The sequence below is a fragment of the Bradyrhizobium sp. IAR9 genome (assembly GCF_013408065.1).
Lineage (GTDB): Bacteria > Pseudomonadota > Alphaproteobacteria > Rhizobiales > Xanthobacteraceae > Bradyrhizobium.
Genome location: NZ_JACBZW010000020.1, coordinates 84,664 through 110,096 on the forward strand (window position 1 = coordinate 84,664; position 25,433 = coordinate 110,096).

The 25,433-nt window shown below is 63.7% G+C and carries 25 protein-coding genes; 15 read left to right on the forward strand and 10 right to left on the reverse strand.

Annotated features, from left to right (window positions below):
• Positions 1 to 311: 311 nt before the first annotated feature.
• The 3 genes from GGD67_RS36030 to GGD67_RS36040 all read right to left on the reverse strand — a co-directional run bounded on the left by GGD67_RS36030 (position 312) and on the right by GGD67_RS36040 (position 3,397).
• A complete protein-coding gene (locus GGD67_RS36030; protein WP_018322789.1) occupies positions 312 to 1,106 on the reverse strand; it encodes an ABC transporter ATP-binding protein in 795 nt (264 codons plus the stop codon).
• A 13-nt stretch (positions 1,107 to 1,119) separates the two neighbouring features.
• Positions 1,120 to 2,016: a nitrate ABC transporter permease gene (gene ntrB / locus GGD67_RS36035; RefSeq protein WP_179739540.1), complete on the reverse strand. Its 897-nt coding sequence runs from the start codon at positions 2,014 to 2,016 to the stop codon at positions 1,120 to 1,122.
• Positions 2,017 to 2,077: 61 nt separating this feature from the next.
• The gene (locus GGD67_RS36040) at positions 2,078 to 3,397 is read right to left on the reverse strand and encodes a CmpA/NrtA family ABC transporter substrate-binding protein (RefSeq protein WP_179739543.1); all 1,320 of its coding nucleotides are present in this window, start codon (positions 3,395 to 3,397) and stop codon (positions 2,078 to 2,080) included.
• Positions 3,398 to 4,070: 673 nt separating this feature from the next.
• Here GGD67_RS36040 and GGD67_RS36045 point away from each other — a divergent pair.
• Positions 4,071 to 4,910: a formate/nitrite transporter family protein gene (locus GGD67_RS36045; RefSeq protein WP_092259682.1), complete on the forward strand. Its 840-nt coding sequence runs from the start codon at positions 4,071 to 4,073 to the stop codon at positions 4,908 to 4,910.
• Positions 4,911 to 4,970: 60 nt separating this feature from the next.
• Positions 4,971 to 6,707, forward strand: coding sequence for a bifunctional protein-serine/threonine kinase/phosphatase (locus GGD67_RS36050; RefSeq protein WP_179739643.1), 1,737 nt, complete (start codon positions 4,971 to 4,973; stop codon positions 6,705 to 6,707).
• 831 nt (positions 6,708 to 7,538) lie between these two features.
• On the opposite strand, the gene GGD67_RS36055 is transcribed toward GGD67_RS36050, so the two are convergent.
• Positions 7,539 to 7,688, reverse strand: coding sequence for a hypothetical protein (locus tag GGD67_RS36055; RefSeq protein ID WP_179739546.1), 150 nt, complete (start codon positions 7,686 to 7,688; stop codon positions 7,539 to 7,541).
• A gap of 390 nt (positions 7,689 to 8,078) precedes the next feature.
• Positions 8,079 to 8,996 carry an intradiol ring-cleavage dioxygenase gene (locus GGD67_RS36060; protein WP_179739548.1) on the reverse strand — a complete coding sequence of 306 codons (918 nt, stop codon included), beginning with the start codon at positions 8,994 to 8,996 and terminating at the stop codon, positions 8,079 to 8,081.
• A 159-nt stretch (positions 8,997 to 9,155) separates the two neighbouring features.
• Here GGD67_RS36060 and GGD67_RS36065 point away from each other — a divergent pair, with 159 nt between their 5' ends.
• Entirely contained in the window at positions 9,156 to 10,430 is a 1,275-nt protein-coding gene (locus tag GGD67_RS36065) for a serine hydrolase (protein ID WP_179739551.1), read from the forward strand.
• A gap of 52 nt (positions 10,431 to 10,482) precedes the next feature.
• Here GGD67_RS36065 and GGD67_RS36070 read toward each other — a convergent pair whose 3' ends face one another.
• The 3 genes from GGD67_RS36070 to GGD67_RS36080 form a co-directional block, all read right to left on the reverse strand.
• Entirely contained in the window at positions 10,483 to 11,802 is a 1,320-nt protein-coding gene (locus tag GGD67_RS36070; RefSeq protein WP_179739554.1) for a TRAP transporter large permease, read from the reverse strand.
• Positions 11,799 to 12,314, reverse strand: a complete 516-nt coding sequence (locus GGD67_RS36075; RefSeq protein ID WP_179739648.1) for a TRAP transporter small permease — start codon at positions 12,312 to 12,314, stop codon at positions 11,799 to 11,801. Before GGD67_RS36075 ends, GGD67_RS36070 begins: the two co-directional genes overlap by 4 nt.
• A gap of 84 nt (positions 12,315 to 12,398) precedes the next feature.
• A complete protein-coding gene (locus tag GGD67_RS36080) occupies positions 12,399 to 13,397 on the reverse strand; it encodes a TRAP transporter substrate-binding protein (protein ID WP_092259690.1) in 999 nt (332 codons plus the stop codon).
• Between the two features lie 360 nt (positions 13,398 to 13,757).
• Here GGD67_RS36080 and GGD67_RS39640 point away from each other — a divergent pair, with 360 nt between their 5' ends.
• The 8 genes from GGD67_RS39640 (at position 13,758) to GGD67_RS36120 (ending at position 20,688) form a co-directional block, all read left to right on the forward strand.
• Positions 13,758 to 14,030, forward strand: a complete 273-nt coding sequence (locus tag GGD67_RS39640) for a DUF1236 domain-containing protein (RefSeq protein ID WP_312013840.1) — start codon at positions 13,758 to 13,760, stop codon at positions 14,028 to 14,030.
• A gap of 292 nt (positions 14,031 to 14,322) precedes the next feature.
• Positions 14,323 to 15,780 (forward strand): sensor histidine kinase, encoded by a 1,458-nt coding sequence (locus GGD67_RS36090; RefSeq protein WP_049815119.1) that lies wholly within the window; start codon positions 14,323 to 14,325, stop codon positions 15,778 to 15,780.
• Between the two features lie 166 nt (positions 15,781 to 15,946).
• Complete coding sequence (locus GGD67_RS36095; RefSeq protein ID WP_018322775.1) at positions 15,947 to 16,768, forward strand: FadR/GntR family transcriptional regulator; 822 nt, start codon at positions 15,947 to 15,949, stop codon at positions 16,766 to 16,768.
• 151 nt (positions 16,769 to 16,919) lie between these two features.
• A complete protein-coding gene (locus tag GGD67_RS36100; protein ID WP_038947001.1) occupies positions 16,920 to 17,741 on the forward strand; it encodes an ABC transporter permease in 822 nt (273 codons plus the stop codon).
• Positions 17,738 to 18,544 carry an ABC transporter permease gene (locus tag GGD67_RS36105; RefSeq protein ID WP_018322773.1) on the forward strand — a complete coding sequence of 269 codons (807 nt, stop codon included), beginning with the start codon at positions 17,738 to 17,740 and terminating at the stop codon, positions 18,542 to 18,544. The genes GGD67_RS36100 and GGD67_RS36105 overlap by 4 nt, the downstream gene beginning before the upstream one ends.
• The gene (locus GGD67_RS36110) at positions 18,541 to 19,299 is read left to right on the forward strand and encodes an ABC transporter ATP-binding protein (protein ID WP_028143059.1); all 759 of its coding nucleotides are present in this window, start codon (positions 18,541 to 18,543) and stop codon (positions 19,297 to 19,299) included. The genes GGD67_RS36105 and GGD67_RS36110 overlap by 4 nt, the downstream gene beginning before the upstream one ends.
• On the forward strand, positions 19,296 to 19,628 hold the full coding sequence (locus GGD67_RS36115) for a hypothetical protein (protein WP_104462951.1): 333 nt from the start codon (positions 19,296 to 19,298) through the stop codon (positions 19,626 to 19,628). The genes GGD67_RS36110 and GGD67_RS36115 overlap by 4 nt, the downstream gene beginning before the upstream one ends.
• 4 nt (positions 19,629 to 19,632) lie before the next feature.
• Positions 19,633 to 20,688 (forward strand): ABC transporter substrate-binding protein, encoded by a 1,056-nt coding sequence (locus GGD67_RS36120; RefSeq protein ID WP_091965682.1) that lies wholly within the window; start codon positions 19,633 to 19,635, stop codon positions 20,686 to 20,688.
• Positions 20,689 to 20,746: 58 nt separating this feature from the next.
• On the opposite strand, the gene GGD67_RS36125 is transcribed toward GGD67_RS36120, so the two are convergent.
• Both GGD67_RS36125 and GGD67_RS36130 read right to left on the reverse strand, forming a co-directional pair.
• Positions 20,747 to 21,478: a cytochrome c biogenesis CcdA family protein gene (locus GGD67_RS36125; RefSeq protein ID WP_018322769.1), complete on the reverse strand. Its 732-nt coding sequence runs from the start codon at positions 21,476 to 21,478 to the stop codon at positions 20,747 to 20,749.
• 206 nt (positions 21,479 to 21,684) lie between these two features.
• A complete protein-coding gene (locus tag GGD67_RS36130) occupies positions 21,685 to 21,951 on the reverse strand; it encodes a hypothetical protein (protein ID WP_018322768.1) in 267 nt (88 codons plus the stop codon).
• 481 nt (positions 21,952 to 22,432) lie between these two features.
• Between GGD67_RS36130 and GGD67_RS36135 the strand changes: the two genes are divergently transcribed.
• The 4 genes from GGD67_RS36135 to GGD67_RS36150 all read left to right on the forward strand — a co-directional run bounded on the left by GGD67_RS36135 (position 22,433) and on the right by GGD67_RS36150 (position 25,368).
• On the forward strand, positions 22,433 to 23,482 hold the full coding sequence (locus GGD67_RS36135; RefSeq protein WP_018322767.1) for a LysR family transcriptional regulator: 1,050 nt from the start codon (positions 22,433 to 22,435) through the stop codon (positions 23,480 to 23,482).
• A 29-nt stretch (positions 23,483 to 23,511) separates the two neighbouring features.
• A complete protein-coding gene (locus GGD67_RS36140; protein WP_020608151.1) occupies positions 23,512 to 23,883 on the forward strand; it encodes a helix-turn-helix domain-containing protein in 372 nt (123 codons plus the stop codon).
• 272 nt (positions 23,884 to 24,155) lie between these two features.
• Positions 24,156 to 24,977, forward strand: a complete 822-nt coding sequence (locus GGD67_RS36145; protein WP_179739559.1) for an enoyl-CoA hydratase — start codon at positions 24,156 to 24,158, stop codon at positions 24,975 to 24,977.
• 103 nt (positions 24,978 to 25,080) lie between these two features.
• Complete coding sequence (locus GGD67_RS36150) at positions 25,081 to 25,368, forward strand: hypothetical protein (RefSeq protein ID WP_179739562.1); 288 nt, start codon at positions 25,081 to 25,083, stop codon at positions 25,366 to 25,368.
• Positions 25,369 to 25,433 lie beyond the last annotated feature (65 nt).

Consider the following 25,433-nt stretch of genomic DNA (forward strand, 5'->3'; position numbering starts at 1 on the left):
TGCGTCGTTGCAGGCTCTGCCTCACATGGAGGCGCGCTCCGAGGCTTCACCCCGGTGGCGAGTTCACGATGCTGATTGATGATGTTGAGGGACGTCGTCGTTGGCGTCGCGCAAAGACACTTCAATTTCCGTGCCAGTTGCGCGCACGCTGGAAATACAGGGATTTCAGGACGTTATTCGTATTGCCAGAAATGTCTGCAGGGCTTTTTCGCACGCAAAATTTGCGATTCGCTCAATCCTTGTGCGACGCACAAGGATTGAGCGGGATGTCGATTATTTGTGCGCAGGCATCCGCTTGCGTTAACTCTTCGTTACGCGGCTTCGACGAAGCGATGACGCTCATAGAGGAATTCGAGCACGCGCTGGCGGCACTTCAGATAGGTGGTGTTGGTGGCGAGCTCGAGCCGCTTGCGCGGGCGCACCAACGGCACCTCCAGCACCTCGCCGATGCGCGCGCTCGGCCCATTGGTCATCATCACGATGCGGTCGGACAGCAGCACGGCCTCGTCGACGTCGTGAGTGATCATCAAAATGGTGTTGCCGAGCTTCTGATGCAGCGCCATCACCGAGTCCTGCAAGTGAGCACGGGTCAGTGCGTCGAGCGCGCCGAACGGCTCATCCAGCAGCAGCACCTTCGGCTCCATCGCCAGCGCCCGCGCAATGCCGACGCGCTGTTTCATGCCGCCGGAGATTTCGGAAGGACGCTTGTCCTTGGCATGGGCCATCTGCACCAGATTGAGATTGTGCATGACCCAGGCGTCGCGCTCGGCACGGGACTTGGTCCTGGCAAAGACCTTGTCGACGCCGAGTCTGACGTTCTCGTACACGGTGAGCCACGGCAGCAGGCTGTGGTTCTGGAACACCACGGCGCGGTCGGGCCCCGGCGAGTTGACCTCGCGATTCTCCAGCAGCACGCCGCCGGTGGTGGCGTTGGTCAGCCCCGCGATGATGTTGAGCAGGGTCGACTTGCCGCAGCCGGAATGGCCGATGATCGAGACGTATTCGCCCTTCTCGATCGTGAGATTGATCTCCTTCAGCACCTCCGTGGTGGCGGCACCGCGGGTGAAGACCTTGTCGATGTGGTCGAGCTTCAGATAGGCGGTCATGTGCTCTTCTCCTTCAGTTCAGCGCGGTGCCGCGGGTGACGACCTTGCCGAGGCCCGCGATCACGCGGTCCAGCACGAAGCCGACGATGCCGACATAGAACAGCGCCAGGATGATCTCGCTGATATGCGAGGAGTTCCAGGCGTCCCAGATGAAGAAACCGATGCCAACACCGCCGATCAGCATTTCCGCCGCGACGATCGCCAGCCACGACAGGCCGATGCCGATGCGAAGGCCGGTGAAGATGTAGGGCGCGGCCGCCGGGATCATGATCTTGGCGAAGAATTCCAGCGGATTGAGCTGCACCACCGCGGCGACGTTGCGATAGTCCTGCGGGATGTTGCGGATGCCGACCGCAGTGTTGATGATGATCGGCCAGATCGAGGTGATGAAGATGACGAAGATCGCCGAGGGCTGACCGTCGCGGAAGGCCGCGAGCGACAGCGGCAGCCAGGCCAGCGGCGGAATCGTGCGCAGGACCTGGAATAGCGGATCGAGCCCGCGCATGGCCCAGACCGACTGTCCGACCAGGACGCCGAGCGCGATGCCGGCGATCGCCGAGAGCGAATAGCCCAGGGCAACGCGCTGCAGACTGGCGGACAGATGCCAGAACAGGCCCTTGTCGATGCCGCCATGGTCGAAGAACGGATCGAGGATCAGCTCCTTGGTGTCCTTGAATACTTTCGACGGCGGCGGCAGTGCCGAGCCGGCGCGGCGGCAGACCAGTTCCCAGACCAGCGTCAAAAGCGCGATCACGACCAGCGGTGGGATCACGCGCACGGCAGTTTCCCGCGCCATCCGTGCATAGGCTTCCGTGCGCGGCGGGCGCTTCGGCGTCAGCGCGACGACCGGCGCGGCAACGGCCGCAGGCGACGCGATCTCAAGCTCAATCTTGGTGGCAGGCATGTTCATCGAAAATCCCTCTCCGGCTTCAAAGGACGAAGCGGCCGCCTGACGGCGGCCGCAGGCTCCATCAGACTTCGACGCGCTTGATCGCGAGCGACTTCAGATAGGCTGCCGGATTTTCGGGATCGAACACCTTGCCGTCGAAGAAGGTCTCCTTGCCACGCGAGGTGGAGGTTGGAATTTCCGCGGCGGCGACGCCCAGAGTCTTGGCCGCATCGCGCCACATGTCCTCGCGATTGACCTTGGCGATCAGCGCCTTGGTGTCGAAGCCAGGCTCGTACTTGCCCCAGCGGATGTCCTCGGTGAGAAACCAGAGGTCGTGGCTCTGGAACGGGTAAGAAGCGAAGTCGCGCCAGTACTTCATGATGTGCGGCGAGTTTTCGACCACCTTGCCGGGGATGCCGTAGTCGAACTTGCCGGCGCTGCGATCGAGCACGTCCTCGACCGGGCAGTTCATCCACTGCCGTTTGCCCATGATGGCGGCGAGCTCGGCCTTGTTCTCGGCCTTGTCGGCCCATTGCTGGGCTTCCATCACGGCCATCAGCAGCGCCTTGGCGGCCTTCGGATATTTGTCGACGAAGGCGGCGCGCATGCCGAAGGACTTTTCCGGATGCTTGTTCCAGAGCTCGCCGGTGTTGACCGCGGTGTAGCCGATCTTCTGATTGATCAGCTGCAGATTCCAGGGCTCGCCGACGCAGAAGCAGTCCATGGTGCCGACCTTCATGTTGGCCACCATCTGCGGCGGCGGCACCACGATGGTCTCGATGTCCTTGTCGGGATCGATGCCACCGGCGGCGAGCCAATAGCGGATCCAGAGATCATGCGTGCCGCCGGGGAAGGTCATCGCGGCCTTCACGGCCTTGCCGGAGGCTTTCTTCTTCTCCAGCGCCGCCTTGAACGGCGATGCGTCGACGCCGAGCTTGAGATCGGCATATTCGTTGGCGACCGAAATGCACTGACTGTCGAGGTTGAGCCGCGCCAGGATGTACATCGGCGTCGGCTGGTTGTTCTGCGTCACCTTGCCGGCCGAGATCAGGTAAGGCATCGGGGTCAGGATGTGCGCGCCGTCGATGCCGTTGCCTTCGGAGCCGAGCACGAGATTGTCGCGCGTGGTGCCCCAGGAGGCCTGCTTCTGCACGTCGGTGTCGGGCATGCCGTATTTGGCGAACAGGCCCTTGTCCTTGGCGACGAAGAGTGGGCCGGCATCGCTCAGCGCGATGAAGCCGAGCTTGGCACCCTTGACCTCGGGGCCTGAATCCTGCGCGAAAGCGCCGGCGGGGAAATTCAGTTTTGCGGCGGCGAGAAGTGCGGCGGTCGAGCCGGTGGCCTTCAACAATTGACGGCGGCTGAGGCCACTCTCCGAGGGCCGGCGGGTGCGCTTGGTCATAGGCTGTATCGTCCTTTGCGTCGTTGCAGAATTGATGGCGTCAGTGCACACGAGCAGCCCGTCCGTCCGGCGGCGCCGTCTTTGGCGCATGCGAACGCACGACGGGGGGACCCCCGTCTGGTGGCGTCGGCAAGTCGGATGAGAAGTCTCGCGGGACGGCTTCAATGGCGTCGGCATGGAACTATTCAAGCTTCATGCCAAGCCCGCAACAGCGAAAACTTATTATAGATCAGTACATTAAAGAGACTGCGCGCGACTGTCGCAGGTCCAGCCCGCATGCGAAAGTTGCGGCCTGCTTAATTCTTGTGCGGCGCACAAACCTTGTGCAACCGATCAAGCAACAGGCCGCCAAGTGCTGTGACGCCGGATCGGGCCGAGATCCATGCTATTGATGTGACTATATTTTTCTTGCCGGACGGCGCGGCACGCAACTTGCTTCTCTATGGACGTCAACGAAGACTGCGGCTCGCCGCATTGTGCAGCCTCTGGCGGCTGCATCCGGAAGCTCAACTGCCTCGCGGCCCTTCCCGGCTTTAGTCCTCGTGACGCGATTCCCAAGGCTTCCAGACCTTCCATAGCCCTCGTGCGCGGCAGGCCAGCCGGCACGGCCCATGACGTTGCAGCCGCGCTCCCGGGCGCGTCGATCTCTCTTACGAAGCAAAAGGAACCATTGATGTCGTATCTCGCGCCTTCGGAATTCGTCACCAAGATGGTGGATGCGGGCGAGTCCAAGATCTTCATGTCCACCCGGGATACCATCATCCGCGCCTACATGGCCGGCGCCATCCTCACGCTCGCCGCATGGTTCGCCGTCACGATCAACGTCAACACGGGTCAGCCGCTGGTCGGCGCGCTCTTGTTTCCGGTCGGCTTCGTCATGTTGTACCTCCTCGGCTTCGACCTCCTGACCGGCGTGTTCGTGCTCTCGCCGCTTGCCCTGATCGACAAGCGTCCTGGCGTCACGATCGGCGGCGTGCTGCGCAACTGGGGCCTTGTCTTCATCGGTAATTTCGCCGGCGCGTTCACGGTCGCCTTCATGATGGCCTTCGTCACCACCTTCGGCTTCACGCAGCCGCCGGACAAGGTCGGCACCGCCATCGGAATCATCGGCGAGAGCCGGACGCTCGGCTACGCCGCGCACGGTGCGGCCGGCATGGCGACGCTGTTCATGCGCGGCATGCTCTGCAACTGGATGGTCTCGACCGGCGTCGTCGGCGCCATGATCTCGACGTCGGTCCCCGGCAAGGTCATCGCGATGTGGATGCCGATCCTGGTGTTCTTCTACATGGTGTTCGAGCATTCCGTCGTGAACATGTTCCTGTTCCCGTCCGGCCTGCTGCTCGGCGCAAAGTTCTCGATCCTGGACTATCTGATCTGGAACGAGATCCCGACTGTGCTCGGCAACCTCGTCGGCGGCCTCGCCTTCACCGGCATGACCCTTTACGCCACGCACGTCATGACCCTGCCGAAGCGGCAGGTCGACAAGGCCGCGAAGCCCCGCGTTGCGGCCTGATCAAACACGTCTCGACAGGGGAGCCTCGCCCAGCCAAGGTGAGGCTCCTCTCTCCTGGTGATGACGATGACCCGCGGACTCCTGATCTCGGTGGGCCAGCACTCCGACAAGGGCCGCAAGCCGGTCAATCAGGATTTCCACGGCGTCCTGATTCCGGAGGAGCCGCTGCTCGGCCTGAAGGGCATCGCGGCGGTCCTCGCCGACGGCATCTCCTCTAGCACGGTGAGCCAGATCGCCAGCGAGTCGGCGGTCAAGAGCTTCCTGATGGACTATTACTGCACGTCGGAATCCTGGACGGTGAAGACGTCCGCCCGCCGCGTGCTGGATGCGACCAATTCCTGGCTGCACGCGCAGACGCGCAAGAGCCAATACGCCTATGACCGCGACAAGGGTTATGTCTGCACGCTGAGTGCCATGGTCATCAAGGCGACCACAGCGCACATCTTCCATGTCGGCGACTGCCGCATCTACCGCGTCGCGGGCAAGGCGCTCGAGCAGCTGACCGACGATCACCGGATCATCGTGTCGTCGGAGCAGACCTATCTCGGCCGCGCGCTCGGCATCAATCCGCAGCTCGAGATCGATTACCTGGCGTTCGAGGTCGAGGCCGGCGACACGTTCCTGCTGGCGACCGACGGCGCCTACGAGTTCGTCGACGCGCGCTTCATCACGAGCGCGCTGAACGAGCACGCAGGCGAGCTCGACGGAGCGGCCAAGGCGATCGTCGACGAGGCCTACCGGCGCGGCAGTGACGACAACATCACCGTCCAGATTATCCGCATCGACGCGGTGCCGCAGCGCGAGCCGGCCGGCATCTTCAATCAGACCTCACAATTGCCGCTGCCTCCGCTGCCGGAGCCGCGCGCGATGTTCGACGGCTACCGCATCGTCCGCGAGATCCACGGCAGCAGCCGCAGCCACATCTATCTCGCCGTCGACGTGGAGACCGAGGAACCGGTCGCGCTCAAGCTGCCGTCGGTCGATTTGCGCGACAATGCCGCCTATCTCAAGCGCTTCCTGATGGAGGAGTGGATCGCGCGCCGGATCGACAGCCCGCACGTGCTGAAGCCGCTGTCACAGTCCCGGCGCCGCAATTATCTCTATGTCGCGACCGAGTTCGTCGAGGGGCAGACCCTGAAACAGTGGATGACCGACAATCCGCGCCCCGATCTCGAGACGGTGCGTGGCATCATTGAGCAGATCGCCGCGGGCCTGCGCGCCTTCCACCGCATGGAGATGCTGCATCAGGATCTCAGGCCCGACAACATCCTGATCGACAAGACCGGCACCGCGAAGATCATCGACTTCGGATCGGTCAGGGTCGCGGGCGTCGCGGAGGCTGCGCCACGGGACGAGGCCGACGAGATCCTGGGCACGGTCCAGTACACGGCGCCGGAGTATTTTCTCGGGCAAGGCGGCTCGCCGCGCTCCGACATGTTTTCGCTGGCGGTGATCTGCTACCAGATGCTGACGGGAAAGCTTCCCTACGGCGCCCAAATTGCCAGGATCCGGCGTAAGGCGGACGTGCGGAAGCTCAAATATCGCTCCGCGGACGACGACCGCAGCGTGCCGGCCTGGATCGACGGCGCGCTCCGCCGCGCGCTTCATCCCGATCCCTACAAGCGGCACGAGGACCTGTCCGAATTCGTCTTCGAGCTTCGTACGCCCAATCCGGCCTATCTGGACACGCGGATCACGCCGCTATTGGAGCGCAGCCCGCTGATGTTCTGGAAGCTGACCTCGGCCGCTCTCGCCTGCGCCGTCGTCGTGCTGCTGGCGCTGCTGCACGCCCGCTAGGGCCGAAGCGTCGACTCTTGACGGTCATGCGGGAACTTTATCGAGCTCTCCCTAGATCAATCTTTTGTCGGACGCGTCCATCGGCGCCGATTATCCGCCAGCGTGATAGCGCCTGCAGCCACTAGGACAATGATGATGACCGTAGCAAGCGCCTCCACTGACGCCAGGGTGTCGTACCAGCTGTTCCAAAGCTCAAGCATGCGCTGACCTCTATCGAGCGCCGCCCATCAGCGATAGAATACACTTTCTCAAAAGGACGCGCCTTCGCGCGCAAGTACAATGCTGCGTTTCGTCGCGTGCCTTTTGATCGCGCGGCAACGTGACCCATGCCGGGGCCGGAATAACGAGCGAACGTAGTCTGCGGTCGCCGCGTAGTGAGATGGGCCGCGGCTATGTCGAAGATGTTGACCAACTGTGAAGTGGTTTACATCCTTGGGTCTTGGCTCGAGCTAAAGTGACGAAGGCTTCTTGCTTTGAAGGAGGCATCCAATGCTCGCGGCAATCAAATGGAACTCCCGATATAACGCTCGCGAATGGGTGATGAAGGCTGGGGCGCTCGTCGTCCAACTCCGCGCACCGAATGCAAACCGACAGAGCGGTGAGAGTAAGTCAAGGCGGCCACTCTGGAAACAGTTCGACGACACCCATCATTGGGACTCAACCGCGGAGGAATGGGTCCCAAACCCTGATCGGTGATCGTGCAACGCATCGTGCGCGCACCGGCCGAATTCCGAGACTTCAAGATCCCCGTCGCTGACGGGCCCATCTAGCGGTGAGGCCGCGTCTTGAGTTTTGTTTGCACATCCGTATCACGGACAGACGCAGTCGGCCCTACGGGGCTTGATCGTAGGCCTGCAGGATCCTGACAAAATCAGCCATGCTGGATCGATCATGGTTTTCAGCGATAGCCGCAATCTGAGTATTGGACGCGGGTCGGCTTCCCTGCCAGAACCGCATCAGGAGATCGGCGATGTTTCTCATGGCGTACTCTCTGCACCAACCATGGCAATCAGCAGCAATTGAGCGGCAAAGCGCCGGTTAGTTCGGGAGAAGGGCCGGCGGGCGCTACGCCGCCGGCCTTGTCCCGCAACTGCCGGCTCGCAGACCGGTTCCGTTGCTTTTCACTCTGGATGCATCGGTACCACCAAGCACCTGGTCGGCGCCATCGCGCGCAGGTATGAAGTGACCATACCTAGGTAGACTTGGGTGAGTGACTCGGGATCAGTCGACCAAGTGCCGGCTTAATCTCTGGTAGGTTGACGACTTCCATGGATGGCCCAACTCCGAACGCTCAGGTCCGTTATTGTGCCGCTATCGGAAACACAGCGGACGTCGTACGCGCCCGGAGTGCCGCAGCATCCCGGCGGGCCATCAGGCCCGCTCCACAGCCTTCACACCAAGCGGCGTCGGCGCCATGCCGCCACCGGGCTTGAGGTGGAATTCATAGCGCATCAAATGCCACTGACCGTCCGCCTTGGAGCCGTCAGGCATCGCGGGATTGTTGCGCGGCTCGACCTTGGCGACGAGATCATCCTTGACCCCGAACACCACGTCGGAATCCAGATATTTGTCGCCGTCCATGAAGACGTGCGTGATCAGCGGCTCGTATCCCTTCGCGTTGACCAGGAAGTGCACATGCGCCGGGCGCATCGGATGACGCTTGGTCTGCATGATCATCTCGCCGACCGGGCCATCGGTCGGGATCGGATAGCTGCATGGCAAGATGGTACGGAAGAAGAAGCGGCCGTCGTCATCGGTGATGAAGCGCGCCCGCGCCGAAGCGCCGACCTCGTCATAGTTCGGCTTCTGGGAATCGTAGAAGCCGTCGTCATCGGCATGCCAGACGTCGACGGGGACATTGGCCAGCGGCTTGCCCTTGAGATCGGTAACGCGGCTCTGCACGAACATCCGCTCGCCGGTTTGATTGTTCGGCGAGATGTCGGTGCCGTGCGCGGTCACCTTGTGCTCGCCGACATAGAACGGGCCGAGCACGGTTGTCTGGGTGGCGCCCTCGCGGTCGCGATGGTTGACCGCGTCGACCAGCATGGAGACACCGAGCACGTCGGACAGCAGGATGAACTCCTGGCGGGTGTCGGTGCATTTCTGCCCGGTGCGGGTCAGGAAATCGATGGCGTAGTCCCATTCTTCGAAAGTGAGACCCGTCTTGCTCACGTAATCGTGCAGCGACTTCACCAATTCCTGGAGCAGGAATTTCGCGCGCGGATCGGGCGTGCTGTCGAAGCTTTTGACGACGGCCTGGGTGAGATCAGTCTCGTTGAACTGGGTCATGATGGTTTGCCCTGCGTTTTCTCATTGGCCCCGGGGGGGCCTGGAGGCGTTCCAGGGGCCAGCCTACACCAGCCGGCCCGCTCGCGTTAAGCGCGAGCGGCTTGGAATGGGGCCGTCATTTGGCTATCAACGGACCGACAAAACTGCCCGGAGGAACTGATGCTCGCCCCCACCCCCGCCTCGCCCGAATCCGTCGGCATGTCCAAGGCCGCGCTCGACCGCATCGATGCGCATCTGAAGAACCGGTACATCGATGCCGGCCGCTTCCCGGGCACGCATCTTCTGGTCTACCGCCGCGGCAAGGTCGCGCACAGCTCGGTTCAAGGCTTTGCCGACGTCGAGCGCAAGCTGGCGGTCAAGGACGACACCATCTACCGCATCTATTCCATGACCAAGCCGCTCACCAGCGTCGCCTTCATGATGCTGGTCGAGGAAGGCCTGGTCGCGATCGACGAACCCGTCGCCAAATTCATTCCGGAATGGAAGGATCTCGGCGTGTTCGTCGCCGGCACTTCGCCGGCCTTCCTGACCCGTCCGCCGTCCCGGCCGATGCTGATCGTCGACCTCCTGCGCCACACCTCCGGCCTCACCTACGGCTTCCAGCAACGCTCCAATGTCGATGCCGCCTACCGCGCCGAGAAAATCGGCGAGGTCGAGAAGTCAGGCACGCTCCAGACCATGATCGAGAGCCTCGCAAAAATCCCGCTGGAGTTCTCACCGGGCGAGGCCTGGAACTATTCGGTCTCGACCGACGTGCTCGGCTATCTCATCGGCAAGATCTCGGGAATCCCCTTCGAGCAATTCCTGAAGCAACGCGTTCTCGACCCGCTCGGCATGACCGACACCGATTTCCACGTGCCTGCTTCCAAGGCCCACCGGTTCGCCGCCTGCTACTCGGCCGACCCCGGTGGCGGCATGACCTTCCATGCCGGCCAGCGGCGCGAGGGCCTGACGCTTCAGGACGACCCCGCAACGAGCTCATTCCTCACCCCGCCCTCGTTCATCTCCGGGGGCGGCGGCCTCTGCTCGACAGTGGCAGACTATCTCACCTTCTGCCGTGCCTTGCTCAATGGCGGCGAGCTCGGCGGCGTCAGGCTGATCGGGCCGAAGACGCTGGCGCTGATGACCAGCAACCACATTCCGGGCGGCGGTGCCCTGCCCGAAGTGTCGCGCTCGCTCTTCTCCGAGGCCACCTATAACGGCATCGGCTTCGGCCTCGGCTTCGCGGTGACCATGCGCCCGTCCGAAACGCTGATCGCCGGCAGCCCCGGCGAATACAATTGGGGCGGCGCAGCCACGACCTCGTTCTGGATCGATCCGGCCGAAGAGCTGATCGCGATCTTCATGACGCAGGTGCTGCCGTCAAGCGCCTACCCGATCCGGCGCGAGCTGCGCAGCATGGTCTACGCCGCGATCACCGAGAGCAATCTGTAACCAATCCAACCGATCCCGCGGCCCACCGCCGCGGGATCGCGCCATCAGACGCTCATTTAAGCATCTCCGGCACGATCAGACGCGGCAGGAACAGCGACACGCTGGGCCAGACGATGACTGCCGCGAGCACGAGCAGCATCGGAATCAGCATGATGACCGTGTCCTTCAGCGCATAGCGCAGCCGCACGCCCGCGATCGAGCAGGCGATCATCAGACACAGACCGTAGGGCGGCGTCACCAGTCCGAAGGCCAGCGATACGATGGAGATGATCGCGAACTGGACCGGATGGAGATCGACCGACTTGGCGAGCGGCTCCAGCACGGTGCCGACGATGATAATGGCCGGGATGGCGTCGAGAAAGCAGCCGACCACCAGAAAGCAGAAGGAGATGAAGAAGCCGGCCGCAACAGCGCCCATGCCCCATGTCGAGACATTGGCCAGCAGTTCGTGAGGGATCTTGTAGTAGGCGAGCAGCCAGCCAAACGCACTTGCGGTGCCGACGCAGAACAGTGCCACGCCGGCGAGGCGCCCGGTATCGAGCAACGCCTTGTACAATTCGCGTAGACCCGTCTCGCGATAGAAGAATGCTGAGAGCACGACAGAATAGAGCACCGCAACACAGGCGGACTCGGTCGCGGTGAACCAGCCGAGCAGGATGCCGCCAACGATGATGAACGGCGTCATCATGGCCGGTATCGACTGCCAGATGGCGCATCGCATCTCGACCCAGGTCGCCTTCGGATAGGTCGGGTAGCCGCGGCGCACGGCATAGACATGCACCGTCGCCATCTGCGCACCCGCGATCAGCAGGCCCGGCACGATGCCGGCCAGATACATCGCCGCAATCGAGGTCGAGATCAGCCCGCCCCAGACGATCATCAGGATCGACGGCGGGATGATTACCGCCAGAACCGCCGACACCGCCGTGATGGCAATGGAGAACGAGAGGTCGTAGCCCTCCTTGGTCTGCGCATCGATGAAGATCTTTGACTGGCTCGCCGCGTCGGCGGTCGAGGAGCCGGAGATACCGGCAAAGAACACCGATAGCACGACGTTGATTTGCGCCAGCGACCCCGGCCAGTGACCGACCATCGAGCGCGACAGCGCAACCAGGCGGTCGGTGATGCCGCCGATGCTCATCAGGTTCGCCGTCAGCAGGAAGAACGGCACCGCCAGCAGGATGAATGAATTGTACGCATTGAAGGTCTCCTGCGCGAGCGTCATCAGCGACAGATGCGGCTCGATCAGCAGGATCGGCACGCAGGCAAGGCCGAGCGCGAAGGCCACCGGCACGCGCGCGATGAGCAGGCCGATGAAAACCCCGAACAGCACCATCGCGGCCTGTCCGGCGGAGAGTACATTGCCGCTCATCGCCCTGCCCCAACCAGAATGCGCATTTCATCGACGATCTGTTCACCCGCGAAAACGATCCACGTGACTCCGGCAACGGGCCAGGCGACGTGAATCAGCCAAAGCGGCAGATCGGCCAGCTCCGACGTTCTGTTCCAGGCAAAGCGGGTGAACTCGAGGCCGGCCGACACGAACACCAGCGCCAGCGCCAGCACGCCGAGACGCGCGAGGATTCGCACTGCAGCCTCCGACCGCCGCGACAAATCGGGCCACACATCGACCTCGAAATGCTGCGCTTCGCGCACGCCGACCATGGCACCGATCATGATCGTCCAGACGAACAGGAAGCGGGCCATCTCCTCCGTCCAGATGTAGGACGGAATGAAGGGCGTGTAGCGTGAGATGATTTGCAGCGTGACCGGAACAACCAGGACGCCGACGCAGACGGCCAGCAGGAATTCCAGCAGCTTCGCATAGGCCGCCGAGACGCGACGCCACAGCGACGGTGTGGACGGGACGGGCATTTCAGACATTGGGGCTCCGTGCAGCAACTCATCCGCCAGCTCCGGGCAAGAAGCGGGGCTTGCCCGGAGATGCTGTCGGCGGACGCAAAGACCTCAGACGACGTTGATCTTCTCGAAAATGCCCTCCGCACCGATTTCCTTGGCGTAGGTGGCCATCACGGGGTCGGCGAGCTTCTTCATGGCGTCCCGCTCCTCGAAGGGAACGCGCTTGAGCTTGCCGGCCTTCTCGAGCGTGTCGAGCTTGACGACCTCTTCGCTCGACTCGAGCTGACGGCCGTAGTCGCCGGCCTCCTTGCCGGCCTTCATGATCGCGTCCTGCAACTCCTTCGGCAGGGTCTTCAGCGTCTTCACCGAGAAGCAGATCGGCCGGATCGACACGGCGTGCTGGGTCAGGTTGAGATGCGGAGCGACTTCGTAGAACTTCATCGCCTCGACGCCGGCCGCCTCGTTTTCGCCGGCCGATATCACGCCGTTCTGGATCGCGTTGTAGATCTCGTTATAGGCGATCACCGTCGGGCTCATGCCGACCGCCGCAAAGGTCTTCGACCAGATCGGTGCGCCCTGCACGCGAACCTTGAGTCCCTTGAGATCGGCGAGATTCTTGAGCGGCTTGTTGGCGAAGATGTTGCGGATGCCGCCGCCGGCATAACCGATCAGGACGACCTCGGCCTTCGCCGCGACCTCGTCAGCGATCGGCGCCAGGATGTTGGCTTCGACGACCTTGTTCATGTGCTCGATGCCCTTGAACACGAAGGGCGCGTCGATGAAGGGGGCCGCCTTGGCGAAGGTCGACATGTGAGCCGGCGAGACGATGCCGTAATCGACCGCCTTGCCCTGCGACATGTACTCGAAATACTGCTTCTCGAGGCCGAGCGAGGAGTTCCTGTGCAGCGTGAAGTTGACGGGCTTGCCGTAATACTTCTTCACCAACTCCTCGAACCGGAGCAGTGCTCGGTTGAAGGCGTGGTCGTCGTTGAACTGGACCGCGCCGTTCAGCGAGATCGGCGCTTGCGCCCTGAGGATCGACGGCATCCCAATCGTAGCCGCCGCAGTGGTCGCACCGATACCAGCGAGAAATGACCTTCGCTTCATCGTCTCCCCTCCCTTTTGATGCTCCGGCCCTGTAGCCGGGCCGTGAGCGCAGCCGGTATGCGGCTGGCGAAGGGGAAGCGTATGAAAAACGTCGGCCGGACGGAAGTCATTTCGCGTGCGCTGGAGGTATTCTTCGTCGCAGGGCTACGCCCGGCACACCTGCTGCACTGCAACTCGCGCTCCTGCCGGCGCGGCCAGTCCGCATGGGCGCAGTAGCACTCTCGCAGGAGGCGGACCAAGAGCGGACCTGTGCGCTGCCCGCACGGACCCGCTCGCCCGCACAGCCCACAAGATCAATACTGGCATTTGTCATCCTCCTCAGTTTGACGTGCAGACCTTCACTTCGCGCAATCCACCGTGGTGACCACCACCGGAACCGATCACGCGGCAGCGGTTCAGATCGAGCCGCAATACCGGACCAGGATCAAATCCTACGTCACCGAGCATCACCTTCGCCCGATCACGACAAAGGAAAAGATCATCGTCGGCGCGACAGTGCCGGGCGACGTCGAGCTGGAGGCCGTGCCGTCCGATTGGGGTCCCTCGCTCACCAAGTATCGCTACGTGTATTCCGGCGATCGCGTGATGCTTGTGGACCCAGGCTCGCGCACAGTGGTTCAGGAAATCGATTGATCAAGTCGTGAGGCGGCCGTCTTGAAGGCGGTCGCCAACCCGGACTTAACCCGCATTGAGAGGCCCGGATCGCCACTCCTGACCGCACTCCGCATGAGCTGAAGTGCGGGTATCCCGGACTGCGCTGCAACATCTCGTTGCTCGCCAACTGCGAAAAGCATGGCGCCGCGCAAGTCCCGCACGTATGGTCTGCCCAAAATCATAATCCGGCGCCGCTGCGCCGGAACCGGGACGCCCGCGTTTGTCAAAGCTCACCCTGCCGGTCCGGCTCGCTCTTCTGGTGACGGGAACGATGTTGCCGCTGATCGTCTTTGCGGTTGGCATTGTGCTCTACAATTACAAACAGGATCGAAGCGACGCGACCCGCCGGGTGCTGGAGAACGTGCGTAGCATGCGCCTCGTGCTCGACTCCGAGGTGCAGCGGATGACCGGCGGCTTGCAAGTCCTTGCATTGACGAATTCGTTGCGTAACGACGACTTCCAGAACTTCCGCCGCATCGCGCTCGGCTTCGTCGACCAATATGGCAAGGGCGGGTTGGTGCTGATCTCCGATCGCAAGGGCCAGCTGCTGTTCTCCTCCGCAACGGAAGACACCGCAAGCCTGCCGCCACGCGGCCATCTCGAGATCATCGAAAAGGTCTTTGCGACTAGGTCGCCGCAATATTCCGACCTGTTCACCGGCGCGATCAACGGGCGGCAGGTGCTCACCGTCGAGGTTCCGGTGTTCCGCGACGGCGAGGTGATCTACGACCTCTGCTTCAGCCCGCCGATCAGTATCTTTCAGGAGCTGGTGGAGAAGCAACGGCCCGACCCGCTCTGGACCGTGACTCTGCTCGACACCAAGGGCATCGTGTTTGCGCGCGCGCCGAACCCCAGCGAGACTTTTGGCAAGCGCGCCTCGCCCTCGCTCTATGCCGAGATGTTTCGCCGCAGCGAGGCATCGCTCCCGACGGTGTCACTCGACGGCGTCGCTCTGGCCGCGGCCTACACACGATCGCGGCTGACGGGCTGGACGATCGCCGCCGGCGTCGACGAAAGCTCGCTGATCGCGCCGCTCTGGCGCAACATCGCGATCACCAGCCTGATCGGCGGCATCCTGCTACTGACCGGCCTGACCTTCGCGGTCAGGATGGCGACCACGATCGCGCGCGGCGAGATGCTGCACAATCTCCTGATCGATGAGCTCAACCATCGCGTCAAGAACACGCTTGCCTTGATGCAGGCGATCGCCGTGCAGACCTTCCGCAGCGCCAGCCGGGACGAGCGGATGAAATTCGAGGGACGGCTTGGCGCACTGGCCGAAGCGCATAATTTGCTGAGCCAGGAGAAATGGGCGGGCTCCGAGCTGCGGGAGGTGATCGCCCGCGCGCTTCAGCCGTTCCTGATGAACAGTCCCGACCGCATCCGCATGGCCGGACCCGCCGTACCGCTGTCGCCGCGGCTCGCCGTGGTGCTGTCGATGATCGTGCACGAGATCGCCACCAACGCCGCGAAATATGGCGCGCTGTCCAACGAGACCGGCCGGGTGACGCTGGACTGGGAGATCGTCGCCGATGCTCCGAAACCGCGGCTGCGCCTGATCTGGACCGAGATCGGCGGACCGCCGGTGACCGCGCCGGTACAGCGCGGCTTCGGCTCGCGCCTGATCGAGCGCAGCGCACGCGACCAGCTCGGCGGCGAGGCCACCGTCGATTTCCTGCCGCGCGGCGTGGTCTGCACGGTGGTCTGTACGCTGGACGAGGCGCGGTAGCCGCTCCGGGCCCGGGCCATATCGCAGCGCAATACGACCCATCCTGCGACAATTGCGCTCGCCCCACGCAATCATCCGATGTTAAACATCGGATGAATGTGAAGCTGCCGGCGGCAGCCAGGACAAATGAACCGGCCGGGACAGGCCGGCGGGGAGAAACAAACCGGTGGCAAGAGCGCGGCCGAGCCCAGCCGACAAACTGATCAAGCCCGGCCGCATCCGCGCCGTGCTGACGACGCTTGGCCGCGAGATCGCCCAGGATCTCATTCCCGTCGGCACCACCCTGCCGCCGGAGCCGGAACTCGAAGCCCGTTTCGGCGTCGGGCGCGGCGTGGTGCGCGAGGCGATCAAGACGCTCGCCGCAAAGGGCCTCGTCAGCGTGCGGCCGCGCCACGGCACGCAAGTGCTGCCGCGCCACGAATGGAGCCTGCTCGATCGCGACGTGCTGAGCTGGCTCGTCGGCCAGGACGAACCGGATCGCGACCTCCTGCTGGCAATCCAGGAGGTGCGCTCGATCATCGAGCCTGCAGCCGCAGCGCTTGCGGCCGAACGCGCGACCAGGAACGATCGCTGGCGGATCGATACGGCCCTGGCCGCGATGCAGACCGCAAAGGACCAGGCCAGTGCCCTGGCGGCCGACAAGGCCTTCCATCTTGCCATCCTTGATGCGACCCACAACCCGGTACTGCAGGGCTTTCGCAGCGCGATCGACACCATCCTGAGCACCGTCTTCACCGTTGCCGTCGGAAGCCCCGGCGGCTGGTTCAAGGACAATTTGCCGAACCACGTGGCGGCGGCGCGGGCCATCGAGAGCGCCAACCCGGAGAAGGCGCGCGCCGCGATGGAACGCCTGCTCGGCTACACCCGGTTGAAGCTCTCGAACCGGAAGACAGTCATCGCCGCGGCAACTCGGAAAACGGACGGATCGGCCGTGCGCGCGACCAGGACGTCGAGCGTCAAGAGCAGGAGGCAACGTCGTGGACCATGACAGGAAGGGCTCGTCCCACATCCTCGCTCCGCCCGAGGTCGCGGTCGTGGCAACCGACGGGCAACCGCGATCGCGCGAGACACGGCGACGATGTTAGGAATGATCAGCGTGAAATGCCGGCACAGGCATAGCTGAACGTCAGGGAGGTCAAATGCAGGTGACGGGCAGTCTGAAAGGTCGATCGTCGCGATTGATCCGCAGCGTCAATTCGCTGGCGGGCGCTGCGATGTTCGTCGCACCGCTGCTTGCGCTGGTGGCGATCTGGGCGATCGTGGTCCCGCTGTTCAACGTCAATCCGCGCGTGTTTCCCTCGGTCGGTGCGGTCGGCGCGGCCGCCATGGAGTCGATCCGCGACGGCACGCTGTTCGCCCATGTCGGCGCCAGCCTGCTTCGCGTCGGCCTCGGCACGCTGATTGGCATCGCCACCGCCGTACCGCTCGGCATCGCCATGGGCGTGAGCCCGACGGTGGCGGCTTTTCTCACGCCATTATTCCGCTTCTTCTCGGTGCTCGCCGGCATCGCCTGGATCCCGATCGCAACCTTGTGGTTCGGCTACGGCTTCGGCGCGATCGTCTTCGTGATCTTCAACGCCGTGTTCTTCGTCGTCGCCTACAACACCCTGCTCGGCGTCAGGACCATTCCACACACGCTGCGCAATGCTGCCGCCTCGCTCGGCGCCGGCCGCTGGGCGCTACTGACCGAAGTGCTGCTGCCGGGCGCGCTGCCCAACATCGTCACCGGCATCCGCACCGGCCTGGGCTTTGCGTGGCGCGGCCTGATCGCCGCCGAGATGATCGCGACCAATGTCGGGCTCGGCTACATGCTGTTCGTGGCGCGCGACTTCTACCGCACCGAGGTGATCGTGTTCGGCATGATCGTGATCGGCGTGCTCTGGCTACTGATCGACCGTCTGCTGCTGGTCCCGCTGGAACGGGCGACCATCGAACGCTGGGGCTTGGTGAGGCGCGCATGAACCTGCTGCTGCAAATCTGGGGCGGCTACACCCGCCTGACCCGGCGCTGGCCGGGGATCGCCGCCATCATTCCCTTCATCCCGGTGCTCGCGCTGTGGACCGCGGTCAGCGAGGCCGGGGTGTTTCCGCGCGCGTTCTTCCCGGGCCCCGCCGACGTAGTACGCGCGTTCTTCACGCTCACCTACAAGGGGATCCTGCCCGACTATCTCCAGGACAGCCTGATCCGGCTCGCGACCGGCGCCGCCCTCGGCATGGCGCTCGGCATTCCCTTGGGCATCCTGATCGGCACGAGCCGCTGGGCGCACCGGATCTGCTGGCCGGTGCTGCTGTTCTTCCAGGCGATCGGCGACATCGCCTGGCTGCCGATCCTCTTGATCTGGTTCGGCTTCGGACTGACGACGATGACCTTCGTCATCGTCTACACTGTGCTGTTCCCGGTCGTGCTCAACACCGTGCTCGGGGTCGAATCCGTGCCGCGCGACCTCGCGCGCGCCGCCCTGAGCCTCGGTGCCTCGCGCGCGCGGGTGCTCTGGGAGGTGACGCTGCCGGGCGCGCTGCCCAACATCATCACGGGCCTGCGCAACGGCCTCGGTTATGGCTGGCGCGCGCTGATTGCAGTCGAGATGATCGTCGGCACATCGGGCATCGGCTTCATGATGTTCGATGCCCGCCGCGCCGGCTCCACCGTCGAGATTCTGCTCGGCATGATCATTCTCGGATTGCTCTGGTACATCGTGGACGCCTGGGTCCTCGCGCCGCTCGAGCGCGTGACCGGCCAACGCTGGGGATTGGTGACATCATGAAGACGCTTTCGCTGCGCAATCTCGGCAAGACCTATTTCGATCCTTACGCAGGCGCGCATGTCACCGCCGTTCACGACGTCTCGCTGGACGTCGAACCCGGCGAGTTCATCTCCGTGGTCGGCCCGTCCGGCTGCGGCAAGACGACGATCCTCAACATGATCGCCGGCTTCATTCCCTATTCGAAGGGCGACATCCTGCTCGACGGCAAGCCGGTGCACGGGCCCGGCCCCGAGCGTGGCGTCGTGTTCCAGTCGTTCGCGCTGTTTCCCTGGAAGACGGTGCTCGACAATGTCGGCTTCGGCCCGAAGATGCGCGGCGTTCCGAAGGCCGAGCGCGACCGCATCGCGCGCGAATATCTCGCGCTGGCGGGGCTGTCGCATGCGGCGCACCGCTATCCCAACGAGCTCTCCGGCGGCATGCAGCAGCGCGTCGGCGTGGTGCGCGCGCTCGCCAACAATCCCGACGTCCTGCTGATGGACGAACCGTTCGCCAGCGTCGACGCGCAGACGCGCATGACGCTCCAGGAGGAGCTGACCCGGATCTGGCAGGAGCGCAAGCCGACGGTGATCTTCATCACCCATGACGTGCCGGAAGCGGTGTTTCTCGCCAACCGCGTGGTCGTGCTGTCGAAGGGACGCGTGCTCGACGAGATCGCGGTCGACCTGCCGCGTCCCCGCGTCTGGGACGACCTCGTCAAGGACGACCACTTCAAGCAGCTCTCGGCGCGCGTGCTTCAGATGGTGCGCGCGGCATGAGCATCGCTTCCGACGCCCTGCGCTCGCCCAAGGGCCGCATCGTGCTCGGCGCGATTGCCGCATGGGCGCTGTTTCAACTCTGGTTGACGGTCGCCGCGCCGGGAAAGATCTCGCCGGAGCTAACGGGAACCTCGGAAAAAGTGAACGTGCAGATCGAGCTGCCGTTCACGCCGGAGCGCTTCCACGTACTCGCATTCCAGCAATATGGACGCGTCTCGGGAACAGACGAGCATTCGATCGAACTGCGCGGTGTCAAACGAACGGACCTCAACGCCGTCGCCCGCCCCTATTGGGTGACGGCGGTGGGGCCGATAAAAGAGGGAGGCTGAGAATATGAAACGACTCTTGCTGCTCGGAATCGCGCTCTTGGCCGGCATGGTGCCGGCGAGCGCCCAGACCCCGACGAAACTGAAGGCCGGCATGGTCACCGGCATCGACCAGATCGGCCTGCCGATCGCACTCGAGCGCGGCTTCTTCGAGAAGTACGGGCTCGATGTCACGATCGCACGCCCCTACGCGACCGGCGTCGACGCGCTGAACGCATTGCAGGCCGGCGAGAGCGAGATCGTGCAGGTCGGCGTGCCCATGATCGGCGCCGTGCTGCGCGGCATGGACCTTGTCGCACTCGGCAATTACAGCGGCAACGCCACCAAGGCCGGCTCCGATGCCACCATGGCGATCATTGCGCGTGAAGGTTCAGGCATCGTCAAGGGTGACCTCTCGACGCTCAAGGGCAAGAAGATCGCGGCCTCCTTCGGCACGATCAACCACCTCTACATCCTGGCGACGCTGGAGAAGGCCGGGCTGAAGCCCGATGACGTGACGCTGGTCAACACGCCGCCGCCGGACATGACCGTCGCCCTGCTCGCGAAGGGCATCGACGCGTTCTCGGGCTGGGATCCCTGGCCGATCGTTGCAGGCAAGGATGTGCCCGGCGCGGTCGAGATCATCAGGGGCGGCGACGTGATCTCCTATATCGGATTCAACGTCGCGCTTCGCCCCTGGGTGCAGGCCAACGGCGAGACCATCGAGAAATTCCTCGCCGCGGTCTCCGAAGCCGATCAATGGATGCGCAAGAACCCGAAGCAGGCGGCGCAAGTCGCCACGCGCTGGATTCCGGGGCTGAAGCAGGACGTCGCCGAGGCTGCGATGCAGTTCAACATCCAGCAGGCGGACCGCCGGCTGTCGGCGAACAATTACCGCGCGCTGTGGAGCGCCGAGGATCGGCTCTCCCGCCTCGGCATCCTCAAATCGACCTTCGACGTCAATGCGCATATCGAGCCGAAGCACATTCTCAAGGTCATGAAGGATCGTCCCGAACTGTTCGCCGATCTGCCGCCGATCCCGGAGACGGCGGCGATCTCGCCGGGCTACGTGTTCAAACCCTAAGCAGTTGCACACGACGAGGCCGGCGCGATCAGCGCGCCGGCATTTTCCGGATTGCGCCCTACCCGATGGTCTGCAGCGCCGGGAACGTCTCCAGCAGCCAGATGCTCACATTCGAGACCGCGCCGGTGAGAAAGCCGATGCCGGTGATCACCATCAGGACGCCCATGGCGCGCTCGACATTGACGAGATGGCCCTTCATGCGCGCGAACAGCGCGGAGAACTGCTCGATCATCAGCGCGGCGATCAGGAAGGGAATGCCGAGACCGGCCGAATAGACCGCGAGCAGGCCCGCGCCCTTCGCCACCGTGGCCTCAGCGGCGGCGATCGACAGGATCGCGGCGAGGATCGGGCCGATGCAGGGCGTCCAGCCGAAGGCGAAGGCGAGCCCCATGATATAGGCGCCCCAGAGGCCGACCGGCTTGGGGATCGGCAGCCGTCCCTCGCGCATCAACAGGCCGATGCGGGTCAGCCCGAGGAAGTGCAGGCCCATGATGATGATGACGATGCCGGCGAGGATCGACAGCTCCGCCGACCAGGCACGGATCAGCCCGCCGATCAGCGAGGCGCTGGCGCCGAGGGCGACGAACACCGTGGAGAAGCCGAGCACGAACAGGAGCGCCGACATCATGATCGCGCGCTTGGAGGCCGAGCCCGGCTCGTCGCTCTCGACATGCTCGATCGTGGCGCCCGTCAGGTAGATCAGATAGGGCGGGACCAGGGGCAGGACGCAGGGCGAGAGGAAGCTGACGAGGCCGGCAATCAGCGCCGCCGGGATCGAAACATTTTGCATGATGCCGTCTGAGCCATCTCAGGCACCGGTGCGGCGCGCCGGGAATGCGCGCGGCCAGGAGCCGAACCGGCTCTGGTGTAACCGATGCCGGAGAATGCGCAACAGAGGCGCACCAAACCAGGGCTCCTCCCGATGCCGCCTGCGATCACAGGTGCGGCATCGGGACGCGCACAAACCTCGCCAAAAAGCGAGATTCGGCGGCGTGGCTACTTCACCACGCGGAGCAGCGGACGCCGGGGCTGGTCCTGCGTCTGCTTGGAAGGGGACGGCGGCTCGCTCGCAGCGCTCCGCAACATTTCGTCGCACAGTGCCTTGAGTTCGGCACTGTCAATTCCTTTGAGTTTCATCCTGACGTCGAGGATGACAATCGACAGCAGCTCGGCCGACTCACGGCTGTCGCACGCGTTGAGAACCCTGCGGCACCCCTCGAGCGTTTCCAGCACCGACTGCAATTGTTCGTCTGAATGCGACACCGGCGTTCTTTCCGTTAATTCGGCCTGCGAGACGTGTTGGTGACGACCCCTTCGGCCCCCATGGAATACGGAGGATAGCACGAGGCCACAGCGCCTCTGAACCTGATTTCAGTGGGTTTCTGCCGCGGAACAGCGGTTCTGGCTAACTTCGCCGCGCTGCGCCGTTGGCCGCGATCGAAGCAGTCCGAGAGCAAACGCCCGGCCCGCTGTGATTGATCCATTGAAGGAGACGGCGCCGGCTTTCGCGCAAGCACATTCATTACGGACAGCGCCTGCAATCCCGCAGCCATTTCACGGCTCGCAACGGAACTCACGCCACACCCCTCATCCGGGCGATGGTCCGCCCGATTCCCAGCCTTGGCAGCATTCAGATACCACCCACGACGTAGTAAGGATGACGTTCAAAACTCATCATCCCCCAACTCGCAGTAGTTGTGGTTTGCGCCAGATTCTGCCAGTTTAGCCACCCGAAGGAAATTGTATGCACTCCTTGGCGGAAAGGGGCGTTCCTGTGGCGGAACGCCCAAAGACAAATCTCAGCGGCCTCTCTGATTGGGATGCCGCTCGCATATTCCTTGAAGTCGTCCGATGCGGAAGTTTCCGATCGGCGGCTGAGCGCCTGTCGCTGTCGATCAACGCCGTGCGCCGGCGAATCGACGATTTCGAACGCCAGACCGGCACCACACTGTTCACGCGTGACGTCCACGGCACCCATCTGACCGATGAAGGCGCGCTGGTGGTCTCCGCCGTCGAGCGCATGGAGGCCGCCACCTTCGACGTGCTGCGCGCCAGCGATTCGATGGCCAACGCCCTGTCCGGCGAGGTGCGCGTCGCCGTCACCGAGGGGCTCGGCACGTTCTGGCTCGCCCCGCGCCTGGTTGAATTCCAGCAGGCCTATCCGAAGATCCTGGTCGACCTGCATTGCGCGATGCGCTCGGCCGACGTCTCGCGCCACGAGGCCGACGTCGCCATCCATCTGTCGCGTCCCTCCGCGCTCGACATCAAGCTGGTGCGGCTCGGCCGCATGCACCTGATGTTTTGGGCCTCCGAGAAATACATCGAGAAGCATGGCGCGCCGCGCACGGCGGCGGAATTGATCAAGCATCGCCTGGTGCTGCAATTCGCCGACCAGCTTGCCGCCAAGGAATCCTTCGAGAGCTTCTTCCCGGGCGTGTCGGAACGTGACCTTCTGGTCATGAAGACCAACGTCTCAAGCGCCAACTACTGGGCGGTCGCGAATGGCGCCGGCATCGGCGTCTTTCCGAGCTACGCCATTGCGCTTGGCGGGAAGTTGATTCCACTGGAGGTCGAGTTGAACCGACCGCTGGATATCTGGTTGTCCTACCATCCCGGTAGCGGCCGTATTCCGCGCGTGCGGCACATGATTGATTGGCTGATCGAAGCTTTCAGTCCAGCTCGCTTCCCGTGGTTTAAGGAAGAGTTCGTGCATCCGCATGAATTCAAGGACTCGTATATGGGCGAACCCCTGACCCAGCTCTTCGGGGGATTTTCAACCGAAGAACAAAGGTGAAAACGAAGATGAAAGCAGCGGCGAAAAGAATGAAGCAGCGCAGCGCTGGCAAGCCGGACATCGAGCTTGGCAAGCGGATTCGTCTGCGGCGCGTCGAGATGAAGATCTCGCAGGCCGAGCTCGGCGAGAAGCTTGGCGTCAGCTTCCAGCAGGTCCAGAAATACGAGAAGGGCGTCAATCGCGTCGGCGCGGCTCGTCTGCAGCAGATCGCTTCCGCCCTCGACGTGCCCGTGACCTTCTTCTACGACGGTGACAACAAGGCGCGCGAAGTCGAGAGCCTGCTGTTCCTCGATTCGGCCTTCAGCCTCCGCTTGCTGCGCGCGTACAGCAAGATCAAGGACCAGACCGTGCAGCGTCAGCTGGTCTCGCTGATGGAATCGATCGCGGCGAACGAGAGCTGAGACCGGTCGACGGTCTGGCCTTTACGGCCGATCTTCAATCCGCCGCGTCGCGGGGACGCGGCCGGATTGAACGATCATATTCCGGCTCGCGCGCTTGCGCGCGGCCTTTGCGGGGCGGCACGACCGCCCCTTTTCTTTGCACGCGCGACACTCGGGACGACGCGCCATGCAATCCCGGTACAGGCGGATGCAGACTCGCCCACCCTGCCGCGGTTGACCCCGGAAGCGCCACCGCAGCACATTGCCCCTCGCACATGACGAGCGAGCGCGCGATGTCCGACATATTCAGCACGACCGGTACCCCCTACGCGGACGGCAAGATTTTCCAGCACACCACCGACGGCGTCGGCGTGATCACCTTCAACAATCCCGACAAGCGCAACGCGATGTCGCTGGAGATGTGGGAGGGATTTGGCGAGGCGCTGACCGCCTTGCGCGACGACGAGACGGTGCGCGTCGTGGTCCTGCGCGGAGCCGGCGGTAAGGCCTTCGTCTCCGGCGCCGACATCAGCCAGTTCGAGAAGACCCGGCACAACGCGGCGGCCTCTGAGGAATATGCCAGGCGCAGCGCCGCCCAGCGCGCACTGCTCGCAGACTATCCCAAGCCGACGATTGCCTGCATCGAGGGTTTTTGCCTCGGCGGCGGCATGCAGGTCGCGATGCTCGCCGACATCCGCATCGCCGCGCACGGCAGCCAGTTCGGCATTCCCGCGGCCAAGCTCGGCATCGCCTATGGCTTTGACGGCCTCCGCCACCTGGTGTCGCTGGTCGGCCCGTCCTGGGCGCGGCTCCTGATGTACACGGGCATGCGCATCGATTCCGCCGAAGCGCTGCGCATTGGCCTTATCGAGCGCGTGTTCCCGGTCGACGAGCTCTGGGGCGAGACCATGACGATTGCCGAGACGATCTCGCAGAACGCCCCGCTCGCGATCAAGGCCGCCAAGATCACCATCGCACAGGTGCTGAAGGATGAGAGCCAGCGCGACATGGACGCGATCAAGGCGATCGGCAACGCCTGCATGGATTCCCGGGATTTTCGCGAGGGCCGGCAGGCCTTCATGGAAAAGCGCAGACCGCAGTTCCAGGGGCGTTGAAGCTGAACCGACGTTCAGGAAGATTAAATTCCTCGTGCAACTCCGCGCGGTTGCAACCAGTTGATCTGACGAAAGTTCTCCCGCCACAACGAGGGAGATCGCGATGACACTGAAATCTGCTGTTCTTGCTCTGGTTGCCATCGGCGGTGTGACGCTCGCGTCGGGCGAGGCGCTCGCGGCCATGCCGAATGGCATCCCGCAGGCGGACAAGATTGCAAGCGGTCCGGCCGCTGACGTCGATCAGGTGCGCTGGGTATGCAACCCCTGGGGTCGCTGCTTCTGGCGTCCGAACTATTACGGCGCCTACGGCTATTACGGCGGCCCGCGACGCTTCTACGGCCCGCGCCCGTGGGGCTGGGGCCATCGCCACCATCATTGGCGCCGCTGGTGAACGACAAAGGGGCCGCGAGGCCCCTTTTTCTTTTGAGATGAACTGGCGCCGCGACTCGGCTGCTT